This is a genomic window from Microbacterium esteraromaticum (genome assembly GCF_900163815.1).
In the GTDB taxonomy this organism is placed as follows: domain Bacteria; phylum Actinomycetota; class Actinomycetes; order Actinomycetales; family Microbacteriaceae; genus Microbacterium; species Microbacterium esteraromaticum_B.
This window is the reverse complement of record NZ_FUKO01000022.1, coordinates 108063-120185: the sequence shown is the minus strand read 5'-3', so window position 1 is coordinate 120185 and position 12123 is coordinate 108063. Positions and strand designations below refer to the sequence as shown.

General features: G+C 67.0%; 10 protein-coding genes. 3 read left to right on the top strand and 7 right to left on the bottom strand.

All coding sequences use genetic code 11. From position 1 onward, the window contains the following. Positions 1 to 7 precede the first annotated feature (7 nt). The 5 genes from FM104_RS09905 to FM104_RS09885 form a co-directional block, all read right to left on the bottom strand. Positions 8 to 610: a Na+/H+ antiporter subunit E gene (locus FM104_RS09905; RefSeq protein ID WP_087131981.1), complete on the bottom strand. Its 603-nt coding sequence runs from the start codon at positions 608 to 610 to the stop codon at positions 8 to 10. Beyond that, positions 610 to 2166 (bottom strand): Na+/H+ antiporter subunit D, encoded by a 1557-nt coding sequence (locus tag FM104_RS09900; protein WP_087131978.1) that lies wholly within the window; start codon positions 2164 to 2166, stop codon positions 610 to 612. Before FM104_RS09900 ends, FM104_RS09905 begins: the two co-directional genes overlap by 1 nt. Beyond that, positions 2163 to 2705, bottom strand: a complete 543-nt coding sequence (locus FM104_RS09895; RefSeq protein WP_087131975.1) for a Na(+)/H(+) antiporter subunit C — start codon at positions 2703 to 2705, stop codon at positions 2163 to 2165. Before FM104_RS09895 ends, FM104_RS09900 begins: the two co-directional genes overlap by 4 nt. Next, on the bottom strand, positions 2705 to 5641 hold the full coding sequence (locus FM104_RS09890) for a Na+/H+ antiporter subunit A (RefSeq protein ID WP_087131972.1): 2937 nt from the start codon (positions 5639 to 5641) through the stop codon (positions 2705 to 2707). Before FM104_RS09890 ends, FM104_RS09895 begins: the two co-directional genes overlap by 1 nt. Positions 5642 to 5757: 116 nt before the next feature. Beyond that, positions 5758 to 6831: a LacI family DNA-binding transcriptional regulator gene (locus tag FM104_RS09885; protein ID WP_087131969.1), complete on the bottom strand. Its 1074-nt coding sequence runs from the start codon at positions 6829 to 6831 to the stop codon at positions 5758 to 5760. Positions 6832 to 6891: 60 nt separating this feature from the next. Between FM104_RS09885 and FM104_RS09880 the strand changes: the two genes are divergently transcribed. The 3 genes from FM104_RS09880 (at position 6892) to FM104_RS09870 (ending at position 9596) form a co-directional block, all read left to right on the top strand. Next, on the top strand, positions 6892 to 8115 hold the full coding sequence (locus FM104_RS09880) for an MFS transporter (RefSeq protein WP_087131967.1): 1224 nt from the start codon (positions 6892 to 6894) through the stop codon (positions 8113 to 8115). 50 nt (positions 8116 to 8165) lie between these two features. After that, complete coding sequence (nucS, locus tag FM104_RS09875) at positions 8166 to 8861, top strand: endonuclease NucS (protein WP_087131964.1); 696 nt, start codon at positions 8166 to 8168, stop codon at positions 8859 to 8861. A gap of 66 nt (positions 8862 to 8927) precedes the next feature. Further along, entirely contained in the window at positions 8928 to 9596 is a 669-nt protein-coding gene (locus tag FM104_RS09870) for an HAD hydrolase-like protein (protein ID WP_087131960.1), read from the top strand. 77 nt (positions 9597 to 9673) lie between these two features. Here FM104_RS09870 and FM104_RS09865 read toward each other — a convergent pair whose 3' ends face one another. Both FM104_RS09865 and FM104_RS09860 read right to left on the bottom strand, forming a co-directional pair. Then, positions 9674 to 9880: a cold-shock protein gene (locus FM104_RS09865; protein ID WP_087131957.1), complete on the bottom strand. Its 207-nt coding sequence runs from the start codon at positions 9878 to 9880 to the stop codon at positions 9674 to 9676. A 614-nt stretch (positions 9881 to 10494) separates the two neighbouring features. Beyond that, a complete protein-coding gene (locus FM104_RS09860) occupies positions 10495 to 12123 on the bottom strand; it encodes a DHA2 family efflux MFS transporter permease subunit (protein WP_087131954.1) in 1629 nt (542 codons plus the stop codon).

Genomic DNA, 12123 nt, shown 5'->3' with positions numbered 1-12123 from the left:
ACGAGGCTCATCGGACAGCTCCCTTCCCGACCTGCTTGGGCCCCTGAGCCTGTCGAAGGGCATCGGCCTTCAGCGCGCGGTACTGCGCCGGCGAACCGACCGCCCGCACGATCCGCCGCTCCCACCGCAGCACTCCGGCACGGAAGTCATCGACGTCGGCACGGGAATGCACGCCGATAACGTGCAGATAGAGGATGCGACGATCGCGGTCGCTCTCCACGACCAGCGACCCGGGGATCAGCGACGCGGTGACGGCCACGTGCGTCGTGACGATGTCATCGGCGTAGCGCATCGGCACCGCGACGATCGCGGCTCCCGGCTGCCGGCGGAAGTCGAAGACCTGCACCGCCACACTGACCGCACCGGCTACCACCGCACCGAGAAACAGGGTGAGGAAGACCAGCGAATACCAGACGTTCACCCGGCGCACCAGCTCGACCGTCGGCAGCCGGAAGACGCGGGTGACGAAGATCGCGACGACGATGCCGGTGACCAGCGACAGCGGCGTGAACTGGTGCCACAGCAGCATCCACAGCAGCACCAGCCAGAGCAGGAACGGCAGCTGCAGCAGGATGTCGCGCAGCATCCCGCGCTTCGTGTCGACGACCATCACCCTGCCTCCTCATCGATCTGCTCGAGGGTGACCGGCAGCAGCAGACCACTGCCGATCCGGTCGCACAGCGCGTACAGGGGGCCGGCGAACACCGTGAGCGACAGCGTGACGGCGACCATGGCTCCGGTGGCGAAGGTCATGATGCCGGGGATGCGACGCGTCTTCTGGTGCTCATCGGCCGCGGGCGCCTGGCCGAGGTATTCGAGCCTGGCGTCGCGTTCGCCGGCGGCTTCCTCGCCTTCGCGCCAGAACGCGAGGTTCCACGCGCGCATGAGCGTGTAGAGCGTGAGCAGTGAAGTCAGGATGCCGCCGAAGATCAACACGATCATGAGGGGGGTGCCCACCTGCGCAGCCGCCTCGAAGAGCGCGACCTTGCCGATGAACCCCGAGAACGGCGGCAAGCCACCGAGGTTGATGGCCGGCACGAAGTACAGCACCGCCAGCAGCGGCGCGGCCTTCATCAGTCCGCTCACCCGCAAGATCGATGTGCTGCCAGCCTTGCGCTCGATCAGCCCGACGGCCAGGAACAGCGTGGTCTGCACGACGATGTGGTGCACGATGTAGTACACCGTCGCTCCGATCGCCTGTTCGGTCGCAATGGCGAGGCCGAAGATCATGTATCCGACGTGGCTGACCAGGGTGAAAGACAGGATCCGCTTGAGTTCTGCCTGCGCGACGGCGCCGAGCACGCCGACCACCATCGTCGCCAGCGCGATGATCATCAGCAGAGTATTGATGTCGCTCGAAGCGAAGAGCTGCGTCTCGGTGCGGATCAGCGCATAGACACCGACCTTCGTCAGCAGGCCCGCGAAGACGGCGGTGACCGGCGCGGGGGCCGTGGGATACGAGTCGGGCAACCAGAACGACACCGGGAAGACCGCGGCCTTGATGCCGAAGGCGACGACCAGCAGCAGATGCAGCACCAGCTGGGTCTCCTGCGGCAGCTGCGCGACGCGCTCGGCGATCTGCGCCATGTTCACCGTGCCGACCGCCCCGTAGATCATTGCGATCGCGGCGAGGAAGAGGATCGACGACACCAGCGACACGACGATGTAGACGGCACCAGTGCGGATGCGCGATTCGGTGCTGCCCAGGGTGATGAGCACATACGACGCGACGAGCAGAATCTCGAAGCCGACGTAGAGGTTGAAGAGGTCGCCAGCGATGAACGCGTCGAAGATGCCGGCCGCGAGGATGAGATAGGTCGGGTTGAAGATCGAGATCGGGGTGTCTTCGGCCCCATCGGCGGCGCCCTGACCGATGGAGAACAGCAGCACCGCCAGCAGCACGACGCTCGAGACGAGGACCATCAGCGCCGCGAACCGGTCGACGTAGAGGATGATGCCGAATGGCACCGGCCACCCGCCGACGGAGACGGCGAACGGCTGATCGGCAGCATCCACCGCGGCCAGCAGCACGGCCGCGATGATCGACACGGCGGCGAGTGTTCCGGCGGTGACGACCACCTGCAGCCGCGGGCTGCGGCCGAAGATCAGCGTCAGCGCCGCGCCCAGCAGGGGGAGCATCACGATGAGGGGAACGAGGGCACTCATGTGCGGTCCTCCCCATCGTCGTCGGATGCCGAGTACCCATCGGCGACATCAACCGGGGCGTCGTCGTGGATCGCCGGGTGATCACGCATGTGCAGCACGGTGATCGGCGATGTCACTACGCCCACGAAGTCGGTGGGCGCGTCTTCTTCATCAGAAGTGGATTCATCGTCGAACAGCTCGTCTTCGGCATCCGTGCGCTCGCGCAGTGCGATGTCTTCTTCATCGTCCTCGACGGTGTCGGCCTGTCCGAGCTGCCAGGAGCGGTAGATGAGTGCGAGCAGGAATGCCGAGACGGCGAAGGTGATGACGATCGCCGTCAGGGTGAGCGCCTGCGGCAGCGGGTCGCTCACCGCGCCTTCTTCGTCGTAGAACGGCGCCTTGCCCGGCATCCCCATCACGATGAGCAGCAATAGGTTCGTGGCGTTGCCGAGCAGCAGGAAGCCGATGAGCACGCGGGTCAGGCTCCGCTCCATCATCGCGTAGACACCGCAGGCGAACAGCACCGCCATGATCACGATCAGGGTGAGCGAAGCATCCATCAGGCGCGCGCTCCCGTCTTGTGCATGGCGGTCTTCTGCCGATCGACCTCGGCGCCGAGGCTGCGCAGCACGTCGAGCACCAGCCCGATCACGACGAGGTACACGCCGATGTCGAAGATCGTCGACGAGACGAATTCGAGGTGGCCGAGCCACGGCACATCGAACTCCCACACGCTGCTCTGCAGCGGGGCCATGCCGAAGAACAGCGGCAGGAGAGCTGCGCCCACGGCGAGCACCAGTCCGTAGCCGAGCAGGCGACCGGCATCGGTGGGCGCGGCCGCACCCAGCTCCCAGCGGCCCCCGGCGATGTACCGCATGACCAGCGCCATTCCTGCGACGAGCCCGCCGGCGAACCCGCCGCCCGGGCCGTTGTGGCCGGCGAACAGCAGATAGATCGACACCACGATGATCGTGTGGAAGAGCACCCGGACGATGACCTCGAGCAGGATCGACCGGTCTTCGGCCTTGACCTGCTGACCGCTGACCAGCCAGGCGCGCGGCGCACCCCGGTTCTCCGTCGTCTGAAAACGCAGCCCCTCGGCCGTCTCGACCAGCGGGCGTCGCGCGGTGGCCCGGCGCTTCGTCTCGGGCAGATCGCGGGTCGCGGAGAGCAGGTCGGCACGGTGCGTGACGAAGACGAGAGATGCCACGCCCGTGGCCGCGAGCACGAGCACGCTCAGCTCGCCCATCGTGTCCCATCCGCGCAGGTCGACCAGGGCCACATTGACCACGTTCTTGCCGTGCCCGAGGTCGTACGCCAGCTGCGGGAAGTCGACGGAGATCGGGTCGAGCAGGCGTGCCTGCGTGGCGATCACCGCGACGAAGGCCATGGCCACCCCGACGCCGATCGCGAGCACAGCCCGGGGAATGCGGCTGACCGAGGCGTTGTGCTCGCCCATCCGCGACGGCAGGCGCCGCAGCACGAGGGCGAAGGTCACCATGGTGACCGTCTCGACGAGAATCTGCGTGAGCGCGAGGTCGGGTGCACCGCTGGTGGCGAAGAGCACCACCATGCCGAGCCCGGTGACCGAGACGAGCACCACCCCGGTATAGCGCTTCCGTGCCCGCACGGCGACGACACCCGCGATCACCATCATCGGGGCGATCACGATCTGCGTCGGGGTGTGCCAGGCCGAAAGCTCGAGCCGCTCGGGCGTCGCAGCGAGGAGTGCGGTCGTCTCGGCCGCCAGGAAAACGATGAAGATCGTGGCGACGTACAGCGGCAGCGAGCCGCGCTGGGTGAGGCCGGTGGTCAGCACCGAGACGCGGTCGACACCGCGCATGACGAGGTAGTACACGTCAGATGCGGTGAAGCGCAGCATCCGCCGCCGGCGATCCCACCCGGTGCGGATGCTGACGACGAAGACCGCGATGCCCAACAGGATCGCTCCGAACGAGACGAACAGCGCGGGTTCGAATCCGTGCCAGAGCGAGAGGTGGCCGGGCTCGGGTGATGCCTCTGATCCGGGAGGCAGCACCGTGATCGCATAGCCGCGGACGGCGACGTCGAGTGCGGGAGCGCCGATGCCCGCCGCGATGCTGAGGCCGGCGAGGATGATCGGTGCCGACAGGAAGCCGACCGGCGGATCCGGCCATGCCGTTTTCGGCATATATGCGCCGGCAGCATCCTTCTTGCGCCAGAACGCACCCCAGAGAAAGCGCGCGCCGTAGGCGACGGTGAGCACCGCACCGAGGGTCACGCCGATCAGTGCGACCCAGCCCCACACCGAGCCCTGCTGCGCGTCTTCGATCAGCGCTGTGAGGGCGGATTCCTTGGCGACGTACCCGATCGTGGGAGGAATGCCCATCATCGACACCGCCGAGATGAACGCCGCGGTCGCCATCACCGGCGCCTGCCGACCGACGCCGGACAGCTCCGTGATGTCACGCGTGGACAGCTGCCGGTCGATCACCCCGACGATGAGGAACAGCGCGGATTTGAACAGCGCATGACCGATCACGAGCGTGAGGCCCGCGAGCGCGGCCGCCGGTGTGCCGAAGCCGATCACGACGGTGAAGAAGCCGAGCTGACTCACCGTGCCGAAGGCGAGAATGCGCTTGAGGTCGGTCTCGCGCAGCGCCTGGATGCCCCCGAGCAGAAGGGTCAGCACGCCCAGGCTGATGACGATCGGCCGCCACGGTGTCGACAGCGCGAAGATCGGTGCGAAGCGCGCGATGAGATAGATGCCCGCCTTCACCATCGCCGCGGCATGCAGGTAGGCGCTCACCGGAGTCGGCGCCGCCATCGCACCAGGCAGCCAGAAGTGGAACGGGAACAGAGCTGACTTGCTGATCGCGCCGACCAGAAGCATGATGACCGCGGCATCCACCAGTGGTCCGGTCGGGGCCAGCTCCAGAAGCTGCTGGATGCTGCCGGTGCCCGCGTCCACGACGAGCAGGATGACGCCGACGAACATGACGAGTCCGCCGAGCGTCGTCACCAGCAGCGCCTGCAGCGCCGCGCGTCGGCTCGCTGCACGGTGCCGGTAGTGACCGATGAGGAGGTAAGAGAGGATGCTGGTGAGCTCCCAGAACATCACCAGCATGACGAGGTCGTCGGTGAGCACCAGGCCATACATGGCGCCGGCGAAGCCGAGCAGCACTCCGGCGAACTGGCCGACCTCTGCCGCGTCGTCGAAGAAGTACCAGCGGCAGTACAGCAGCACGAGCGCGCCGACGCCGGTGACGATGAGCGTGAGCACCCAGCCCAGCACGTCCATGCGCATGGACAGATGTAGGCCCAGCTGCGGGATCCAGTCGTAATCCTCGAAGGGCGCGGTCTTCGGGTCGAGCACCTCGGGAGTGCGCGTCAGCGCGTGGACGAAAGCGGCTGCCGGCACAAGCGCCGCGATGACGAATGCCTGAGCTCCGAGCCAGCGAACCAGCACGGGGAGGATGAGCGCCCCGGCCAGGAACACCGCGAGGAGCAACAGCATAAGCGGCTCCTCAAGCTCGTCGAGACCTTCCGGCACGGGCGGGCGATTTCTGTCATTCTATCGAGCGCGGTCTATGCATTGACCCCGTTCTGTCACATGAATAGTGAGCGGTGTGGTCAGGATGCTGGTGGTGCCGACGTCTCGCCGTCTTGGAACGTGCAGGTGAAGTGCACCGATTCCCCTGCCTCGCCAGCCAGCATCCGCGTGATCTGCTCCCCCGCTGCCCGACCCTTGGCGAGCGCAGGCTGGGCGATGGTGGTGAGCCGCTGCGAGCCCAGCCCGTCGGCGTCGATACCGTCGAAGCCGACGACGGTCAGGTCAGCCGGCACGTGCAGTCCGAGTTCTTCCGCGGCACGGATCGCGCCGACGGCGAGCAGATCGCTCTGCGCAACGATCGCGGTCGGTCGGTCGTGGCGCAGTGCACCGTCAGCATCCGTCAGCAGCGCCCGGGCGGCGATGATCCCCTCGTCGATGAGGCTCCCTGCCGCCGTCATGCCGGGTGCGTCGGGGAACACCTCTCGGAACCCGGCCAGCCGGTCGAGGGTGACGTCCAGGGTGCCGGCGGCCAGACGTTCCACGGTCAGCCTGGCGCGCTCGCGCCCCGCATCCAGTGGCAGGGTGATCACCGCGACGTCTCTATGCCCCAGTTGGAATACGTGCTGAGCCATCCGTGCGCTCGCCTGCTGGTTGTCGAGTGTGATCTGCGGGGTGTCGTCACCGGCATCGCCCTCGATCACGACCACCGGTACGCCACGATGGCGCACCACGTCCAGCGCGGCACGAGCGCGGCCCGAGCAGCCGATCAGCACGACCGCATCGATCGGGGCATCGGCGATCGGCGGGGCGTCGTCTTCGCGCGGGTCGTCGCGCAGCAGCAGCAGGCCGACACTGGCCACATCGAGTGCGTCGGACAGGCCGTCCATCATCACGGTCGTCACCGGGTCGAGGAACGCGTGTCGCAGCTCTCCCCCGAGCACGACCCCGACGATTCCGCTGCGTCCGGTGCGCAGAGATGCCGCGCGCGGATCGGGGCCGGCATAGCCGAGTTCGCCCGCGGCGGCGAGCACCCGCTCGCGGGTGGCTTCGGCCACGTGCACTTTGCCGCTGAACACGACCGATGCCGTCGACGTCGAGACGCCCGCGGCGCGCGCGACATCGGCGATGGTCGCGCGACGGCCTGCAGTGCTCATGGTTCGAGGATAACGCGGCTTTCGGTGCGGACACCGAATCGATTCGATTACGATGATCGGATGGACACCGCACTCACCCGCTCGCAGTTCGTGCGCTGGCGCACGGCGATCTTCACGATCTTCCTCGCGAGCGGACTCTCGATCTCGACGTGGGCATCGCGGGTGCCGAGCATCGCCGCGTCGCTCGAGATCGACAAGGCGCAGATCGGCCTGCTGCTGCTGGCGATGGGGATCTCGTCGATCCTGGGAATCTCGACCAGCCCCGCCGTGATGGCGCGCACGGGCGCGCGACTCGGGATGCTGATCACCATGCTGATGTTCGGTGCGGGCGTCTGCCTGATCGGCCTCGGCGCCGACGTCTTCGGGGCGATCCCCGTCGTCATGATCGGCATGATGCTGTTCGGATTCGGAAACGGATCCGTCGACGTGATGATGAACGTCGAGGCGACGGCCATCGAGCAGCAGACCGGCAAGACCATCCTTCCGGTGTTCCATGCGTTCTTCAGCTTCGGGACGGTGATCGGTGCCGGCCTCGGTGCGCTGGCCGCGCATCTCGGGCTCAACGTAGCAGTCCACGCGGGTGCCATCAGCGCGATCATCGCGGTGGCCGCGGTCGTCTGCTTCTTCAACGTGCCCTCGCGTGAAGCCGGACTCGACCCGATGCCGGATGAGAAGCCGGCGTGGCGCGAGCGGATGCACACGGCGCTGTCGGCCTGGCGCGAACCGCGCACCTACGCACTGGGCGTGATCATGCTCGGCATGTCGTTCGCCGAGGGCGGTGCCAATGACTGGATCGCTTTGGGCGCCGTCGAAGGCCACCAGCAGGAACCCGGTATGGGGGCGGTGACCCTGGCGGTCTTCTCGATCGGCATGACCATCGTGCGCCTTTTCGGCGGACCGCTCGTCGACCGCTTCGGCCGCGTGCTGGTGCTGCGCGTGCTGGCAGTGGCGGCGGTCTCCGGCATCCTGCTGTTCATCCTCGCCGAGACCGTGCCGCTGATGCTGCTCGGTGCCGCACTGTGGGGAATCGGCGCATCGCTGGGCTTCCCGCTCGGCATGTCGGCTGCGGCAGATGATCCCGCCAAGGCGGCGGCCCGCGTGAGCGCAGCATCCACCATCGGCTACATCGCCTTTCTCAGCGGCCCGCCGCTGCTCGGCCTGATCAGCGAGCACTTCGGCCTGCTGAACACGCTGTACATCATCGTCGTGCTGGTGGCGCTGTCGGGCTTGTTCTCGGGCGCCGCCCGCCCGCTGCGCGACGATGAGAAGACGAAGACGGGCTGATCCCGGCTGACACCGGTCGCCCGCGCCCGCGTCCCGGTACTGTGGGAACGGTGAGACTCGTCATCGCCCGCTGCTCCGTCGACTACACCGGTCGGCTCAACGCCCACCTGCCCCTCGCCACGCGCCTCCTGGTGCACAAGGGCGACGGCAGCCTGCTGGTGCACTCGGACGGCGGCAGCTACAAGCCGTTGAACTGGATGAGCCCCCCGTGTTCACTGGCATCCGACGAGCCCGGCGAAGAAGAGGCCATCGCCGGCGTCGTCGAGGTATGGCGCGTGACGCACAAGAAGACCGGCGACGCGCTGCGCGTGCAGATCTACGAGATCATCCACGATTCGCAGCATGAGCTCGGCATCGATCCCGGCCTGCAGAAAGACGGCGTGGAGGCCGACCTGCAGCGGCTGCTGGCCGAGCAGGTAGAGCTCATCTCGGCCGGCGCGACGCTCGTGCGCCGCGAGTACCCGACGGCGATCGGTCCGGTCGACCTCATGGTGCGGGATGCTGACGGAGCCGCCATCGCCGTGGAGATCAAGCGACGCGGCGACATCGACGGCGTCGAACAGCTGACCCGGTACCTCGAGCTGCTCCGGCGCGACCCGCACCTCTCCCCCGTGCAGGGCGTGTTCGCCGCTCAGGAGATCAAGCCGCAGGCGCGCGTGCTCGCCGAGGACCGCGGCATCCGCTGTCTTGTCCTCGATTACGAAGACATGAAGGGCATCGAGTCGGGAGTTCCCCGGCTGTTCTGACACCCCAGACGGCACCGTCGCCGTCGCATCCCGTGCGGGGGCGTGGCCGCGGCTTAGGCTGGCAGCATGTCTGCTCACGCCTATTCCTGCATCCTCTGGGACGTCGACGGCACCATCGCCGACGCATCCGCCGGGATCCTCCCCCGCCTTCGCCAAGTGCTCGCCTCGTACGGTCTTCCCGAGCCGGATGCCGATCAGCTGTCGCTCTGGATCGGTCCACCGATGTACGAGTCGTTCGAGCGGCACGCCGGAATGGACCCGGAGCAGGCGCAAGAGGCCGTCGCGCGGTACCGCACCCTCGCCGCATCGGATGGGTACGCGGCGGCTGTCGAAATCTACCCGGGTGTGCCCGCAGTGCTGGATGCTGTGCAGCTCGCCGGCATTCCGCAGGCGACCGCCAGCACCAAACCCGAGAATCAGGTGCGGGCGATTCTCGAGCACCACGAACTGATCGACGGCTTCACCGCGATCTCGGGCGCCCGATCAGGCCCCGATGGCCGGACTGACGGCAAGGCCTTCGTCATCGGTCAAGCGCTCGAGCGACTGCGGGCCGCCGGCGTCGACACATCGCGTCCGGTGCTGATCGGCGATCGCCACCACGACATCGACGGCGCCGCCGAATACGGCATCCCCGTCATCTTCGTCGACTGGGGCTTCGGCGCAGAGAGTGAGAGCGACGGCGCAATGCTGCGCGTGGGCGACACCGCCGAACTGCAGCACGCGCTGCTCGGCTGACCCCGCGGCCAACGGAAAACGCAGAAATCCCCGTCGGATGCTGTTTTACAGCGTCCGACGGGGATTTCAGTTCCGCCTCAGAGAGGGCGGATGTTCTCAGCCTGCAGGCCCTTGGGGCCCTGTGCCACATCGAACTCGACGCGCTGGTTCTCGTCGAGCGAGCGGTAACCGCTTGAGGTGATGGCGGAGTAGTGCGCGAAAACGTCGGCGCCTCCGTCGTCAGGGGAGATAAAGCCGAAGCCCTTCTCCGAGTTGAACCACTTAACAGTGCCCTGGGTGCTCATTTACTGCCGTTCTACTGATTGCTATGCCGACGCAGTGTGCATCGACTGGGCTAACGCTATCTCAGGCGACGCGCCCGACGGTAACGCACAGCAAATGGTGACCTAAATGTTGCATTAGGTTTTTCCTTCGCAACCAGGGCTCCCTGCCCCCGGGAGCCGGAAAAAGTAAAGGCCCTCACCGCGGGGGGAGCGATGAGGGCCGAAGACGACCGGAGGGTGCGTCACGTTCAGCATACACACGCTCAGAAGGATTTGTCCCCCATATGGGGGACAAATCGACAAAAAGGTGTCATGATGAGTACGGCCCCCTCGCATAGCACATTGGGGACTGCGCTAAACGAGAGGGCCAAGCGCACGCGTGGATCGTCGGGCACTGGGGAGAGCCCACGCTGACGGGGATTCAGCAGAACGATCGATTTTGAACACGCATGCTCTTTCACCATAGAGGAGGAGAGGGCCAAAGTCTTCGGATCAAGGCACCCCTGGTGAAAGAACGAGGGGAGAACAGCAGGCACGGAGCGGGATCAGGAGCCCAGTGAGGCACCTTCCCCTCCGTGCCGCACCTCGTGCTCCCACCCCGGCTCAGTTGCGAAACGCGGGTCGTCGAGAAGTGATCACTCCCGTGCCGCTGCCGCTCGCAGGCGCAGCGCACCAACGAAGCCCAGCAACAGGAAGATCGCCGCGAACAGCAGCGACCAGCGCGTAGCATCCGCGAATCCGCTCGCCAGAGCGTTTACCGCCGCCGCCGTGTGATCGCCGAACGAACTCGCGTCGCCTTGCATCCGCAGCTGCGTGATGGTCGTGCCGGCGGATTGCCGCGTCGCGTCTGCAATCTGATCCGCAGCCTTCCCGGTGATTCCGGCGGCGTCCAACGCCGACGGCAGTGTGAACGCGAGCGACATCGACAGGGCCGCTCCCGACATCGCCGTGCCGAGCGCTGAACCGATCTGCCGCACCGTGCTCTGCGTGGCAGAGCCCTGACCCGAGACGTCGACGGGAATGTCTCGCAAGACCGTGCCCGTCAGCTGAGCGGATGCCAGGCCCAGGCCCAGCCCGTACGCGACCAGCGGCATCATGACCAGCCATCCGGGGCTGTCAGCGCGGATGATCAGCGCGAGCACGACGATGCCGATGACCTCCAGACCCAAACCGATCAGCACGGTGCCCGGTGACCCGAAGCGCGCGGCGAGATGCCGTGCCGCCGCTCCGGAGAGGAAGGCTCCGACGGCCATCGCCGCCAGCACGAGCCCGGCACCCATCACGTCGAGACCGAGCGCGTTGACGAGGTACAGCGGCAGCGCGAAGAGAATCGCGAATTCGCCGATGGCGACCATGGCGGCGGTGACGTTTCCCCACGAGAAGGTCTCGAATGAGAACAGTCCGAGATCGAGCAGCGCCGAACGCTGCACCTTCTCACGATGCCGCTCCCAGATCACGAACAGCACGATCGCGACCACAGCGATCGCGAACGCGACCGGCACGATCGACAGCGGAGCATCCTTCGGCCACATCCACCCGAACAGCGAGAAGTCGGTCTTCGGCTTCCACCAGCCCAACTCGGGACCCTCGATGACGGCGAAGACGAGGGCGCCGAACCCGATTGCGCTGAGCAGCGCACCGTCGACGTCCGCACCGGGGCGCTGCGCGCCACCACGGGTCTCGCGAACGGTGAAGATCGCGGAGACCAGCACGAGGGCGCCGAGGGGGAGGTTCACGAGGAAGATCCAGTGCCACGATGCCCACTGTGTGAGCGCGCCGCCGGCGAGCGGTCCGATGGCGGCGGCTCCCGAGATGACGGCACCCCACACCCCGAATGCGGCCGCGCGGTACTTGCCGCGGAAGACGGCGTTCACCGTCGAGAGCGTCGACGGCATGATCAGCGCCGCGCCCACGGCCTGCACGGCACGGGCGCCGATCAGCGGGCCTGCGGTCGCGGCGAGGGCGGCCAGCAGACTGCCGCCCATGAAGATGACGAGCCCGGCCAGAAACAGCCGCTTGCGCCCCCAGCGGTCGGCGAGCTTGCCCGTCGCCAGCAGCAGAGCCGCCAGTAGCACGGCATAGAGGCTGTTGACCCACTGCGCATCAGTCAGGTCGAGTCCCAGGTCGCCGATGATCGCGGGAAGCGCGACGCCGACGATGGTGCCGTCGAGCACGATGAGGCCGAGCCCGATCGAGAGAACGGCGAGACTCAGCCATTCCCGCCGGGTCGGCGGAGTCTCACGCAGTTCCGCTGCGGGAGTCAT

What these genes read in the sequence shown, in the direction of transcription:
- FM104_RS09905 (WP_087131981.1), bottom strand. Translation starts at nt 610, where the DNA reads ATGGTCGTCGACACGAAGCGCGGGATGCTGCGCGACATCCTGCTGCAG.
- FM104_RS09900 (WP_087131978.1), bottom strand. Translation starts at nt 2,166, where the DNA reads ATGAGTGCCCTCGTTCCCCTCATCGTGATGCTCCCCCTGCTGGGCGCG.
- FM104_RS09895 (WP_087131975.1), bottom strand. Translation starts at nt 2,705, where the DNA reads ATGGATGCTTCGCTCACCCTGATCGTGATCATGGCGGTGCTGTTCGCC.
- FM104_RS09890 (WP_087131972.1), bottom strand. Translation starts at nt 5,641, where the DNA reads ATGCTGTTGCTCCTCGCGGTGTTCCTGGCCGGGGCGCTCATCCTCCCC.
- FM104_RS09885 (WP_087131969.1), bottom strand. Translation starts at nt 6,831, where the DNA reads ATGAGCACTGCAGGCCGTCGCGCGACCATCGCCGATGTCGCGCGCGCC.
- FM104_RS09880 (WP_087131967.1), top strand. Translation starts at nt 6,892, where the DNA reads ATGGACACCGCACTCACCCGCTCGCAGTTCGTGCGCTGGCGCACGGCG.
- FM104_RS09870 (WP_087131960.1), top strand. Translation starts at nt 8,928, where the DNA reads ATGTCTGCTCACGCCTATTCCTGCATCCTCTGGGACGTCGACGGCACC.
- FM104_RS09865 (WP_087131957.1), bottom strand. Translation starts at nt 9,880, where the DNA reads ATGAGCACCCAGGGCACTGTTAAGTGGTTCAACTCGGAGAAGGGCTTC.
- FM104_RS09860 (WP_087131954.1), bottom strand. Translation starts at nt 12,123, where the DNA reads ATGACTCCCGCAGCGGAACTGCGTGAGACTCCGCCGACCCGGCGGGAA.